Source organism: Bradyrhizobium sp. LMTR 3 (assembly GCF_001693485.1).
Taxonomy (GTDB): Bacteria; Pseudomonadota; Alphaproteobacteria; order Rhizobiales; family Xanthobacteraceae; genus Bradyrhizobium.
The window spans coordinates 237,846-250,011 of the sequence record NZ_MAXC01000023.1 but is presented as its reverse complement, the minus strand read 5'-3'; the positions used below and the strand labels follow the sequence as shown (position 1 = coordinate 250,011).

11 protein-coding genes are annotated in these 12,166 nt (G+C 64.1%); 7 read left to right on the top strand and 4 right to left on the bottom strand.

Translation table 11 applies throughout. From position 1 onward, the window contains the following. Positions 1-13: 13 nt before the first annotated feature. On the top strand, positions 14-1,015 hold the full coding sequence (locus tag LMTR3_RS18255) for a 2-hydroxyacid dehydrogenase (protein WP_065746423.1): 1,002 nt from the start codon (positions 14-16) through the stop codon (positions 1,013-1,015). 129 nt (positions 1,016-1,144) lie between these two features. Here the strand turns inward: LMTR3_RS18255 and LMTR3_RS18250 are convergent, their stop codons facing one another. After that, a complete protein-coding gene (locus tag LMTR3_RS18250; protein WP_065746422.1) occupies positions 1,145-2,104 on the bottom strand; it encodes a LysR family transcriptional regulator in 960 nt (319 codons plus the stop codon). A 118-nt stretch (positions 2,105-2,222) separates the two neighbouring features. On the opposite strand from LMTR3_RS18250, the gene LMTR3_RS18245 reads away from it, so the two are divergent. Next, positions 2,223-3,224: an aldo/keto reductase gene (locus tag LMTR3_RS18245; RefSeq protein WP_065746421.1), complete on the top strand. Its 1,002-nt coding sequence runs from the start codon at positions 2,223-2,225 to the stop codon at positions 3,222-3,224. A gap of 12 nt (positions 3,225-3,236) precedes the next feature. Here the strand turns inward: LMTR3_RS18245 and LMTR3_RS18240 are convergent, their stop codons facing one another. Then, positions 3,237-4,040, bottom strand: a complete 804-nt coding sequence (locus LMTR3_RS18240; protein WP_065746420.1) for a HesA/MoeB/ThiF family protein — start codon at positions 4,038-4,040, stop codon at positions 3,237-3,239. 116 nt (positions 4,041-4,156) lie between these two features. Between LMTR3_RS18240 and LMTR3_RS18235 the strand changes: the two genes are divergently transcribed. Together LMTR3_RS18235 and LMTR3_RS18230 are read left to right on the top strand one after the other, a co-directional pair. Then, positions 4,157-5,536, top strand: a complete 1,380-nt coding sequence (locus LMTR3_RS18235) for a serine protease (RefSeq protein WP_065746419.1) — start codon at positions 4,157-4,159, stop codon at positions 5,534-5,536. A 361-nt stretch (positions 5,537-5,897) separates the two neighbouring features. Next, a complete protein-coding gene (locus LMTR3_RS18230; protein WP_065746418.1) occupies positions 5,898-6,674 on the top strand; it encodes a nucleotide-binding protein in 777 nt (258 codons plus the stop codon). 142 nt (positions 6,675-6,816) lie between these two features. On the opposite strand, the gene LMTR3_RS18225 is transcribed toward LMTR3_RS18230, so the two are convergent. Continuing rightward, positions 6,817-7,374 (bottom strand): GNAT family N-acetyltransferase, encoded by a 558-nt coding sequence (locus LMTR3_RS18225; protein ID WP_065746417.1) that lies wholly within the window; start codon positions 7,372-7,374, stop codon positions 6,817-6,819. Then, the gene (gene mutM / locus LMTR3_RS18220) at positions 7,371-8,252 is read right to left on the bottom strand and encodes a bifunctional DNA-formamidopyrimidine glycosylase/DNA-(apurinic or apyrimidinic site) lyase (protein ID WP_065746416.1); all 882 of its coding nucleotides are present in this window, start codon (positions 8,250-8,252) and stop codon (positions 7,371-7,373) included. Before mutM ends, LMTR3_RS18225 begins: the two co-directional genes overlap by 4 nt. A 79-nt stretch (positions 8,253-8,331) precedes the next feature. Between mutM and ubiE the strand changes: the two genes are divergently transcribed. Genes ubiE through coaBC form a run of 3 tightly spaced genes read left to right on the top strand, consistent with a single transcriptional unit; the run spans position 8,332 to position 12,165 of the window. Then, entirely contained in the window at positions 8,332-9,093 is a 762-nt protein-coding gene (ubiE, locus tag LMTR3_RS18215; RefSeq protein ID WP_065746415.1) for a bifunctional demethylmenaquinone methyltransferase/2-methoxy-6-polyprenyl-1,4-benzoquinol methylase UbiE, read from the top strand. Continuing rightward, positions 9,090-10,664: a 2-polyprenylphenol 6-hydroxylase gene (gene ubiB / locus LMTR3_RS18210; protein WP_065746414.1), complete on the top strand. Its 1,575-nt coding sequence runs from the start codon at positions 9,090-9,092 to the stop codon at positions 10,662-10,664. The genes ubiE and ubiB overlap by 4 nt, the downstream gene beginning before the upstream one ends. A gap of 58 nt (positions 10,665-10,722) precedes the next feature. After that, positions 10,723-12,165 carry a bifunctional phosphopantothenoylcysteine decarboxylase/phosphopantothenate--cysteine ligase CoaBC gene (gene coaBC / locus LMTR3_RS18205; RefSeq protein ID WP_065746413.1) on the top strand — a complete coding sequence of 481 codons (1,443 nt, stop codon included), beginning with the start codon at positions 10,723-10,725 and terminating at the stop codon, positions 12,163-12,165. Position 12,166 lies beyond the last annotated feature (1 nt).

Below are 12,166 nucleotides of genomic sequence, written 5' to 3'. Positions count from 1 at the left end.
ATGAGAGCAGGACATGTCGATCAAGAAAAAACCTCTCGTCGTCGTCACTCGTAAACTGCCGGACTCGATCGAGACCCGGATGCGCGAGCTGTTCGACGCGACGTTGAATCTCGACGACACGCCGATGACGCCGCAGCAGATTGCCGAAGCCAGCCGCTCGGCCGACGTGCTGGTGCCGACCGTCACCGACATGATCAGCGAGGAGATGCTCAAGCACCCTGACTGCAAGCTGCGCATGATCGCCAATTTCGGCAACGGCGTCGACAATATCGACGTCGCGGCGGCGCATGCGCGCGGCATCACGGTGACCAACACGCCGAAAGTCCTGACCGAAGACACCGCCGACATGACCATGGCGCTGATTCTCGCAGTGCCGCGGCGACTGATCGAAGGCGCAACGATCCTCCCCGACGGCAAGAACTGGCCCGGCTGGTCGCCGACCTGGATGCTCGGTCATCGCATCGGGGGCAAGCGCCTCGGCATCATCGGCATGGGCCGGATCGGCCAGGCGGTGGCTCGCCGCGCGCGCGCCTTCGGCCTGCAGATCCACTATCATAACCGCCGCCCGGTGGCGCCTGTCATCGCCGAGGAACTCGGTGCGACCTACTGGGAAAGCCTCGACCAGATGCTGGCGCGGATGGACATTATCTCGGTGAACTGTCCGCATACGCCGGCGACCTATCACCTCTTGTCGGCGCGGCGACTGAAGCTGATCCGCAAGGACGCCTACATCGTCAACACCGCGCGCGGCGGCGTGATCGACGAGGACACGCTGATCAAGCTGCTCGAAGCGGGTGACGTCGGCGGCGCCGGGCTCGACGTCTACGAACACGAGCCTGCGGTCAATCCGAAGCTGGTGCGGCTGGCGAAAGCCGGCAAGGTGACGCTGTTGCCGCATATGGGCTCGGCCACCATCGAAGGCCGTGTCGAGATGGGCGAGAAGGTGATCATCAACATCCGGACCTTCCTCGACAACCACAAGCCGCCGGATCGCGTGCTGCCCAGCATGCTGTGAGGCGGATATATCAACGGCGTCGTCCCCGCCTAGTGCGCAATTGCGCACGGGGCGCGGGGACCCATAACCACCGATTCACGTTGTTAGATAAGCTGCGGCCCCAGCTTTTAAAAATCCACGCATCGGTGGTTATGGGTCTCGGCTCGCGCTTCGCTTGGCCGGGACGACGACAGGCTTTTCGTTCTTCCGCCTCTCTCGCTTCCGCCAGTCCGCGACGAAAGTCACGAACGCGGCAAGCGCCGGCGGCGGCTGGCGACGGCTCGGATAATACAGAAACGGTCCTGGAAACGGCGGGCACCAGTCGTCGAGCACGCTGACCAGCGCGCCCGACTTGATGCCATAGCGTACATAACCTTCGAACGTCAGCCAGAAGCCCACCCCGTCATGGACGGCGCGCAACGCCAGCCCAAGATAGGCCGCGACCAGCTTGGCCGGCGGTGAAACCTTTACGACACGGCCCGCTTTCTCAAACTCCCAATCCAGCATCGCGCCGCTGCTGAAGCGGGTGCGGATACAGGCATGGTCGAGCAGATCCTTAGGCACTTCCGGTCGACCATGCTCAGCAACATATTCCTTCGACGCCACCACTGCGTAACGCTGCGGCGCCCCGAGCGAGACCGCGATCATGTCCTGCGCCAGATGTTCGCCATAGCGCACGCCGGCGTCGAACCCGCCGGCGACGATATCGACAAACGAACTCTCGCCGACGATCTCCAACTCGATCTTGGGATGCTTCTCGAGAAATGGCGCGACCATCGGCGCCAGCACCAGGTCGATTGCCGGCGGCGGCGCATTGATGCGCAGACGCCCCGACGGCACGGCCCGCAGGCCGCGCACCTGATCGAGCGCCACGCCGACATCCGACAGCGCCGGGCCGACGCGCCCCAACAACAACTCGCCGGCTTCGGTGAGGGCTACGCTGCGTGTGGTGCGATTCATCAGGCGCACGCCGAGCCGCTCTTCCATGTCGCGCAGCCGCTGGCTGAGGCTTGAGACGGAGACGCCCTGCTCGATCGCGGCACGGCGGAAATTCCGCGTGCGCGCTACGGCAACGAAGGCGTCGAGATCGCGGAGATCAAAGTCTTTCATTGTTCGATATCGTGAACAAGCTATTTGGAATTGTCCAGCTTACCGGCTCAGTCTAGAAGGTCCATATCAGCCTCGTCATCACGGCGCAGATCCGGCGCCGATTACGAGGAGAACCGCTATGGAAACACGCAAACTCGGCTCTACCGGCCCAACCGTCTCCGCCATCGGCCTCGGCTGCATGGGCATGTCAGACTTCTACGGCCCGGCCGACCGCAGCGAGAGCATCGCCACCATCCACGCCGCGCTCGATGCTGGCATCACCCTGCTCGACACCGGCGATTTCTACGGCATGGGTCACAATGAAATGCTGATCGGCGAAGCGCTCGCTGCGCGCGGCCGCGATAACGTCCAGATCAGCGTCAAGTTCGGCGCGCTGCGCGATCCCGCACAGAACTGGTCCGGCTATGACAGCCGCCCGGCGGCGATCAAGAATTTCCTCGCCTATTCGCTGCAGCGGCTGCGCGTCGATACAATCGACATCTATCGACCGGCCCGGCTCGATCCGGACGTGCCGATCGAGGAGACGGTCGGTGCGATGGCCGACATGGTGAAGGCCGGCTGGATCAGGCATATCGGCCTGTCGGAAGTCGGCGCGGAGACGATCCGGCGCGCCCATGCGGTACATCCGATCAGCGACCTGCAGATCGAATACTCGCTGATCTCGCGCGGCATCGAGGACGACATCCTGCCGACCTGCCGCGAACTCGGCATCGGCATCACGGCCTATGGCGTGCTGTCGCGCGGGCTGATCAGCGGACACTGGACGGCCGATCGCGGGACCAAGGATTTTCGTGCCATGAGCCCGCGTTTCCAGGGTGGTAATCTCGACGCCAATCTTGCGCTGGTGGATTCATTGCGTGCAATTGCAAGCGAGCTCGGCGCCTCGCCCGCACAGGTCGCGATTGCATGGGTCGCGGCGCAGGGCAACGACATCGTGCCGCTGGTCGGCGCCCGCCGCCGTGACCGTCTCGCTGAGGCCCTCGGCGCGCTCGATGTGAAACTGACGCGGGCTCATCTGGCCGTACTGGCCGAGGCGTTTCCGCCCGGCGTGGCGGCCGGGGCGCGCTATCCCGAAGCCCAGCTCGCGCATATGGACAGCGAGAAGCGCATCGGTGCGTGAGGATCGGGGACTCTACGCCGCGTGCCCGCTCAAATCAGTGATCGTGGGCGCATCGCCGTTGAGCGGGTTTTGCGGATCGCGCGCGTAGCGCAAGGTTTCAAACCGCATCGCGCGTGCATCGACCATCACCAGTCGGCCAACCAGGCTCTCGCCGAAGCCGACGATCTCACGGATCGCTTCCAGCGCCATCATAGAGCCCAGCAGGCCCGCCAGCGCGCCCATGACGCCGGCCTCGGCGCAGGCCGGTATGGTGCCGGGCGGCGGCGGTTCGGGAAACAGACAGCGATAGGTCGGATTGAAGCGGCCGTCGGCGTCCCGTTCATGCGCCCGGATCGTGGTCAGCGATCCGTCGAACATCCCCAGCGCCCCCGTGATCAGCGGCTTGCCGGCAAAGAAGCAGGCATCGGAAACCAGATAACGGGTCTCGAAATTGTCGGAGCCGTCGAGCACGAGATCGTACTCGTCGATCAGCGACATCACGTTCCCCGCATCGAGACGCACCCCATGCGCCTCGAAACGAACATGGGGATTGAGCGCGTGAACGGTCTCCGCGGCGCTCTCGACCTTGCGGCGCCCGATGTCCGGCGTGGTGTGGATGATCTGCCGCTGCAGATTGGACAGCGAGACGACGTCGTCATCGACAGCGCCGAGCCTGCCGACACCGGCCGCTGCCAGATACATCAGGACGGGCGCGCCGAGGCCGCCGGCGCCGATCACCAGCACGGATGCCGCTTTCAGGGCGGCCTGCCCGGGACCGCCGACTTCGCGCAGCACTATATGGCGGGCGTAGCGTTCGAGTTCGTCGGCGCTCAGCATGGTCGTGTGCTGTCCTTCCTTCGCTGAACCGGGGCGTGGTTGTTGCCGACTAAGCAGATGTGCTTAATTGGCCGGGCGTCAATGATCGCACTCTCGTTATTCTGCCGGGATTTGTCATGAGATTGGTGCTTTCAGCAACATTGATGATCGCAGCCTCGGCTTTTGTGATCTCCGGGGCCACCGCGCAGACGCAAATGGCACCCCCTTCCACGGCGGGCGCCAAGCCGAAGCAAGTCACGACGGTGCCGATCCGTCCCGCGCTGCAGAAGCCAGAAGACACGGCGAAGGCCTTGGGCCAGGCCGAGCGGCTGGCGCTGCAGTCGGACCTCGCCTGGGTCGGGCAATATAACGGCGCCATCACCGGCGACGTCAGCGAACGCATGGTCAATGCGATCAAGGAATTCCAGAAATCGCGCGGGGCCAAGCCGACCGGTGTGCTCAATCCGCAGGAGCGCGGCGTCCTCGCCGATACTGCCAGGAAAAAGCAGGAGAGCGTCGGCTGGAAAATCGTCATCGATCCCGGCACCGGCGTGCGGCTCGGCATCCCCACCAAACTGGTGCCGCAGCAGGCCAGCGACGCAAACGGCGCCAAATGGACGTCACCAACCGGCACGATCCAGATCCAGCTTTCGCGGCGCAAGGAAGCCAATCCGACCACGGCAAAACTCGCCGAGCGCGAGAAGAAAGAGCCGGGCCGCAACATCGATTACACCGTGGTCAAGCCGGATTTCTTCGTGCTGTCCGGCCTGCAGGGCCTGAAGAAGTTTTATATGCGCGGCACCTTCAAGGGCGACGAGGTTCGCATCCTCACGGTCGTGTACGACCAGGCAACCGAGAACACCGTCGAGCCCGTGGTGATCGCGATGTCGAGCGCGTTCAACGCATTTCCGGCGGTCGCGCAGACGGCGGGGCCTCCCCCGCGCAAGAGCGTGGAATACGGCACCGGTCTCGTCGTCGGCGACGATGGCGCGATTCTGGCCGACCGCCAGATCACCGACGGCTGCCTCACGGTTGCGATCGCAGGGTTCGGCAATGCCGATCGCGTCGCCGAGGACAAGGAGCACGATCTGGCGCTCTTGCGCATCTATGGCGCGCGCGGGCTGAAGGCGTTCAATCTCGCCGCTGCCGCCACCAAACCGGCGCTGGACCTCACCGGCATTGCCGATCCGCAGAACCAGGGCGGCGGCGCGGCGGTGACCAGCACCAAGGCCACGGTAGCCCAGCTTGGCGGCCGCAGCGATATCACGTTGACGCCCGCGCCGGCGCTTGGCTTCTCCGGTGCGCCCGCCCAGGACGGCGACGGCAAATTCGCCGGCATCGCGCTGTCGAAGCCGGTTCAAATCGCCGGACCGCCAAACGACGCCCCCGCAGCGCAGGCGGTGCTGGTGACCGCCGAAACGGTGCGCGGTTTCCTCAAGACCAACGGCATCAACGCAGCCGGCGGATCGACGGACGCCAAGGCGTCGGTGGTCCGCGTGATCTGCGTCAGGAAGTAAGCCACGGGCCGTCGTCACCCGCGAAAGCGGGTGACCCAGTATTCCAGAGACATCCGTTGTAGAGCCGATAGGCCGCGGCGTACTGGCTCCCCGCCTTCGCGGGGATGACATCCTTTTGTGCGGCCAGAACGCGGCCTCAACTCAAATCGGCCCGCTGCAGCACGCCCGGCAGTATTTGCCCGGATGACCACATTTCCATAATCGGGCATTATTGCAAACTGACTGATTCGGACTACCGCGATCCCCTGACCTTTGGATCGGGCTGGGCACGTCTGAACGAGCGCGTAATTCGGCGCCGCAGAATGCGGCGCGGCTCGTGTGCCGTATTCCAAATGCTCGAAAGCCATCCAAAGGATCTGAAATGCAGACGATCGTATTGGCCACCCAGAAGGGTGGCTCCGGCAAAAGCACGCTCGCCATCAGCCTTGCGCTTGCCGCCATCCGGGCCGGGCACAATGTCCGCCTGATCGAGACGGACTCGCAGGGCACCCTTTCGAACTGGCGGCGCCGGCGCCCCTATGCCGCGCCGGTCGTCGAGCCGGTCTACGCCGCCAGGGAGGTCGAACAACGCCTGCAATCACTCGCCCGCGAGGGCGTGACGGTGACGATCGTGGATACCGCCGGCGGTATCACCGCCGCGACCACTTCAGCGATTCGCTATGCCGATTTCTGCCTGATTCCGACCCGTCCGAGCATTGCCGACATCGAGGCAACCGCCCCGACGCTCAGCTGTATCAGGGCGTGGAAAAAGCCGTTCGCCTATGTCCTGAACCAAGCCCCAATCCGGGGCGCGGCGCGCCTCGCCGGCGCGGAAAACCTGCTGAGCGATGAGGCCGCGCTGGATATCGACGATATAGTTGCCCGCCCCATCATCATGATGCGGAACGATCACCAGGACGCGCTGACGGCCGGCCTTGCGGTCTGCGAATACGCGCCAGGCAGCAAATCTGCCGAGGAAATCCGAGATCTCTGGCAGTGGATCGAAACGCGGCTGGGCAACGTCGAGGTCGCCGGCGACGAACCGATCATCGGGAAGTTCGTGGAAAGGGAAAGACCCACGAGACTTCCGACAGTGGCTGCGCTCACCTCCATCGTGAACGACACCGCGCTATTCCTGAGGGTGCAGGCACGAAACTGACAACCCTGCCAGCGACGCGGGGAGCGCGCGACTTGTCCGCCGTAGCTTGAGTAGCAAAGGCAGAAGCAATCCAGCCAACCAGCCCCGCTGGATTGCTCCGCGGAGCCTGTCATCCGGCGGCGCTTCGCGCCGACCGGGTGGCCTACCTGTTCCGACGCAGCCATTGCTCCCGCGTCACACGCCATCGTTCCGCCAGCGTCTGACCGTTGTGATGGGCAAGCTCAGTGTAGCCGACCAATTCGGCGCCGGTCTTTTGTTTGACCCGGCGCGACGCCTCATTGGTTACCGCGTTACAGACGTAGAAAACCTCGAGGCCGAGTACGCCGAAGACGAAATTGTTCACCTCCGCGACGGCTTCGCTCATCAGGCCTTGATTCCAATAACGCTCCGCGAGCCAGAAGCCCCGGTTGCCCTTCGTACTGTCCGACCTCGGATGAAAGCGAATATTCCCGATCGCCTCACCATCACCGCCGCGCAGCACCAGCATCCAATTATAGATCTCTTCCCCCGCGGCGACCCTCTCCAACTCTCTCGTGATGAAAGTCGTCGCGCCATCCTCCGGATATGGCCAGGGGACAATCGATGCGAGATGCTGGATGATATTCCAGTTGTTGAAATGGCGCTGGATCGCCGGCGCGTCGGACAGCGCGAGCGGCCGCAGGATCAGTCGCTTCGTTTCGATCGTCGGCGTGATGGTCATTTCTGACATTTCGGACACCAGAAGGTTGAACGGCCGTTCTGTACGAAGCGTCGCACTACACCGCCGCAGCCTTTAGTTTGGCACTTTTCGCCCTCGCGGTCATAGACCTGGAACGAGTGCTGGAAATAGCCGAGCTCACCCGAGGTCAGCCGATGATCGCTGATCGAGGAGCCGCCGGCCTTGATGGCCTGATTGAGCACTGTGTGAATTGCATTCACCAGCCGCCCGGCATGGTCGGTCGGCTCGCCCTTCTTCGTTGCCAGCGTCGCCGCCAACCGGCGCGGCGAGAGACGTGAGCGGTAGAGCGCTTCACAGACGTAGATATTGCCGAGGCCGGCAACCACGCGCTGGTCGAGCAGCGCAGCCTTCAGGCTGGTCTTCTTGTTGAAGCAGGACCGCGCCAACATCGCGGCGTCGAATTCGTTGCCGAGCGGCTCCGGACCGAGACCCTTCAATAGCGGTTCATCCTCCAGCACGTTGCGGGCAATAATCTTCATGTAACCGAAGCGGCGCGGATCGTTGAACACGACAGATCTGCCCGACGACATGTGAAACACCACGTGATCATGCGCGCGGTCCTCGCTACGCGGATGGTGGAATTGGCCGGGCGCATTGTTAGCGCCGCCATCGAGCACCCGGAACGAGCCGGACATGCCCAGATGCATCAGCAGCACGTCGCCGGAGGTAAGATCCGCCATCAGGTATTTGGCGCGGCGGCCAAGGCCGGTCACGGTCTGGCCCTCCAGCCGCGCGATAAAGTCTTTTTGAAAGGGAAACCGCAAATCCTTGCGCCGGGCTTCCGCTTTGAGGATTTTCGCCCCCTCCATGGCGGGTTGCAGGCCGCGGCGGACGGTCTCAACTTCGGGCAATTCAGGCATGCAGGCATTCACCTTATGGAGGTGACGTGATAGCGCCAATGCGACGGGCGCGCTATGGTCCGGTAGTGGAGTACATCTAATGGATCGGCCGGATCAAACCACCCATTTTGGCTTCAGGGACGTGCCCTTAGGGGACAAGCAGACGCTGGTGAACGACGTGTTTCACAGCGTGGCAAGGCGCTATGACCTGATGAACGACCTGATGTCGGCGGGCCTGCACCGGGTCTGGAAAGACGTCATGATCACGGCGCTCAACCCGCCGAAAAGTGATGCGCCGTTTGCGCTGCTCGATGTCGCCGGCGGCACCGGCGACATCGCCTTCCGCGCGGCCAAGGCCGCAGGCTTTGGCTTCCGCGCCACCGTCTGCGACATCAATACGGACATGCTCGAAGTGGGCCACAACCGCGCGCTGGCGCAGCATCTCGACCATCAGGTGTCTTTCGTCGAAGGCAATGCCGAGACGCTGGCTTTCCCGGATCGTTCGTTCGACGCCTACACCATCGCCTTCGGCATTCGCAACGTGCCGCGGATCGATGCGGCGCTGCGCGAGGCCTATCGCGTGCTGCGGCCGGGCAGCCGATTCCTCTGTCTGGAATTCTCCACCGTCGACGTTCCCGGACTGGACTGGCTGTACGACCAGTTCTCGTTCAGGGTGATCCCGCCGCTCGGCCGCGCCGTGACCGGCGATGCCGAATCCTATCAGTACCTCGTCGAATCGATCCGGAAGTTCCCCCGGCCCAATGTGTTTGCCGAGATGATTCGCGGCGCCGGCTTTGCGCGGGTGAAGTGGGAAAGCCTTTCCGGCGGGATCGTGGCGCTGCATTCGGGCTGGCGCTTGTGATTTCTGCGGCGACCCACATCGCGCGGCTTGTCCGCGCCGCTTACGTGTTCGCGCGCGAGGGCGTGTTCGGCGTCGTCGATCCGAGCCTGGTGCCGGCGCCCGGGCAGCTCGCGCTGCGACTGGCGCGATTGATCGAACGGCCCGGCGCCAAATCGGGCCCGCGACTATCCCGCGCACTGACGCGGCTGGGACCGGCCTACCTCAAGCTCGGACAGTTTCTGGCGACCCGCCCCGACGTGGTCGGGGTTGCGATGGCGCGCGACCTGGAAAGCCTGCAGGACCGGCTGCCGCCGTTTTCGCAAAGTGAAGCGGAAGCGGTGATCGCACAGTCGCTGGAACGCCCTCTGGCGAAGGCCTTTGTCAGCCTCGGCCCGCCGGTTGCCGCCGCGTCCATCGCGCAGGTGCATCGCGCTGAGATCGATCGCGGCGGCGTGCGCCAGCCGGTTGCCGTAAAAGTGCTCCGGCCCAACGTCGCCTCGCGCTTTCGCCGCGACCTCTCCGACTTCTTCTTTGTCGCGCACAACGCGGAAGCGCATTCGGCCGAAGCGCGGCGGCTGCGGCTGATCGAGGTCATCAACACGATGTCGCGCTCGGTCGCGATGGAGATGGACCTGCGGCTTGAGGCTGCCGCTCTGTCCGAGATGGCGGAGAACACCCGCGACGATCCGGATTTCCGCGTGCCGGTGGTCGACTGGGACCGCACCACTCATAATGTGCTGACGATGGAGTGGATCGACGGCATCGCACTGAACGACCATGCGCGCCTCGAAGCAGCGCAGGTCGATTTGCCCGACCTCGGCCGCAAGGTGATCCAGAGTTTCCTGCGCCACGCGCTGCGCGACGGCTTCTTTCATGCCGACATGCATCCCGGCAATCTGTTTCTGGACGACACCGGCCGGCTGGTGGCGGTCGATTTCGGCATCATGGGCCGGCTCGGCGTGAAGGAGCGGCGCTTCCTCGCCGAAATTCTCTTGGGCTTCATCACGCGCGACTACCGCCGCGTTGCGGAAGTCCATTTCGAGGCCGGCTACGTGCCGGGGCATCATTCGGTGGAAAATTTCGCGCAGGCCATCCGCGCCATCGGCGAGCCGATCCACAACCGCACCGCCGAAGAAATCTCGATGGCGAAGCTGTTGACCCTGCTGCTCGAGGTCACCGGCCTGTTCGACATGCAGACCCGGCCCGAACTGATCCTGCTGCAGAAGACCATGGTGGTGGTCGAAGGCGTCGCGCGCGGCTTCGACCCCAAGCTCGATATCTGGAAGGTCGCCGATCCCGTGGTGCGCGAATGGATCGAGCGCAATCTCGGCCCGCTCGGGCGGGTTCAGGGGGCCATGACCGGCGCCGGCGAACTCGGCCGGGTGATGACGGGCCTGCCGGCGATCGCTTCGCGGGCGGTTGCCGTGATCGAGAACCTGGAAAAGATGACCCGCGAGGGCCTGACGCTGTCGCCGGAGACTGTTGCGGCCCTGGGTAGGGCCGAAGGCCGCAAGAGCCGCTGGCGCACGGTGGCGCTCTGGATCATTGCAGCGACCTTCATCGGAATTCTGTTTGCGATCCTGCAGTTGTGATTGCAATGCTAGCATGATCTGCTAGCATTGACTGCAAAATTTTCCCGGAGGCCGCCCTATGGCCAGCCTGACCATCCGAAAGCTCGATGAAGCCGTCAAAGCCTATCTGCGGCTCCGGTCGGCCGGAAACGGCCGCTCCGTCGAAGAGGAAGTCCGGGTCATCCTGGGAGAACTAATCCAAGGGCGCCCCGAACTATCAGGCGGCACCACTTCACCGCGCTCCGCAGACGTCCCCGCACAGGCAGTGCGATCGGTCAGTGCTTCCAGCGAACGGAACGTCACCCTGATCATCGGCGGCGGTATTGCCGCGTTCAAGTCGCTGGAACTGATCCGGCGGCTGAAGGAACGACACATCGACGTCCGCTGCGTGCTGACCAAGGCCGCCCAGCAATTCGTCACGCCGCTTTCGACCAGCGCGCTGTCGCATGAGCGCGTCTATACGGACCTGTTCAACCCCGAGAGCGAATTCGACGCCGGCCATATCCGGCTGGCGCGCGAATGCGATCTGATCATCGTGGCGCCGGCCACCGCCGACCTGATGGCGAAGATGGCACACGGCCATGCCGACGATCTCGCTACCGCCATCCTGCTCGCGGCCAACCGGCCGATCCTGCTGGCGCCTGCGATGAACCCCCTGATGTGGAACAACGTAGCCACCCGCCGCAACGTCATGCAGCTTCGCCGCGACGGCATTCACATGATCGGCCCCAACGCCGGCGAAATGGCTGAGTCCAATGAGGCCGGCATCGGGCGGATGTCGGAGGCGGTCGAGATTGCCGCCGCCGCCATCGACATCCTGCGCCCGCCGCGACCGCGTCCGCTCGCGGGCAAGCGCGTGCTGATTACGGCAGGCCCGACGCACGAGGCGATCGATCCCGTGCGCTATATCGCCAACCGCTCCTCCGGCAAGCAGGGTTTTGCCATCGCCGCCGCGGCACAGGCCGCGGGCGCGGACGTCACGCTGGTGTCCGGCCCGGTCGACTTGCGCGATCCCCCCGGCGTCACGGTGATCCGGGTCGAATCGGCGCGTGACATGCTGCATCGGGTGGAAGCCGCCTTGCCGGCGGACATCGCGATCTTCGCAGCCGCCGTTGCCGACTGGCGCGTTGCCAATGAAGGCGAGCAGAAACTGAAAAAGACGTCCGTCGGTATGCCGCACCTCGAACTGGTGGAAAATCCCGACATTCTGGCGACGATCTCGAAGTTGAAGGAGAATCGTCCGCCGCTGGTGATCGGCTTTGCCGCCGAGACCGAACATCTGATCGACAACGCAAAAGCCAAGATCGCGCGCAAGGGCTGCGACTGGATCGTCGCCAATGACGTTTCGCCTGCCACCGGCGTGATGGGCGGCGATCGCAACACCGTTCACCTGCTGACACGCGATGGCGAGGAGATCAACGTCAACAGCATTAAGGTGGAGTCCTGGCCGGTGATGACCAAGGAACAGGTCGCAGCCGAACTGGTGGCGAAGATTGCGCAGACCGTGGAGAAGAATTCGTGAG

Bases quoted from the DNA above. Each gene is read 5' to 3' on its own strand.
- LMTR3_RS18240 (WP_065746420.1), bottom strand. From the start codon at position 4,040: ATGCTGAGCGCCGACGAACTCGAACGCTACGCCCGCCATATAGTGCTG.
- LMTR3_RS18230 (WP_065746418.1), top strand. From the start codon at position 5,898: ATGCAGACGATCGTATTGGCCACCCAGAAGGGTGGCTCCGGCAAAAGC.
- mutM (WP_065746416.1), bottom strand. From the start codon at position 8,252: ATGCCTGAATTGCCCGAAGTTGAGACCGTCCGCCGCGGCCTGCAACCC.
- LMTR3_RS18225 (WP_065746417.1), bottom strand. From the start codon at position 7,374: ATGACCATCACGCCGACGATCGAAACGAAGCGACTGATCCTGCGGCCG.
- LMTR3_RS18245 (WP_065746421.1), top strand. From the start codon at position 2,223: ATGGAAACACGCAAACTCGGCTCTACCGGCCCAACCGTCTCCGCCATC.
- coaBC (WP_065746413.1), top strand. From the start codon at position 10,723: ATGGCCAGCCTGACCATCCGAAAGCTCGATGAAGCCGTCAAAGCCTAT.
- LMTR3_RS18250 (WP_065746422.1), bottom strand. From the start codon at position 2,104: ATGAAAGACTTTGATCTCCGCGATCTCGACGCCTTCGTTGCCGTAGCG.
- ubiE (WP_065746415.1), top strand. From the start codon at position 8,332: ATGGATCGGCCGGATCAAACCACCCATTTTGGCTTCAGGGACGTGCCC.
- LMTR3_RS18255 (WP_065746423.1), top strand. From the start codon at position 14: ATGTCGATCAAGAAAAAACCTCTCGTCGTCGTCACTCGTAAACTGCCG.
- LMTR3_RS18235 (WP_065746419.1), top strand. From the start codon at position 4,157: ATGAGATTGGTGCTTTCAGCAACATTGATGATCGCAGCCTCGGCTTTT.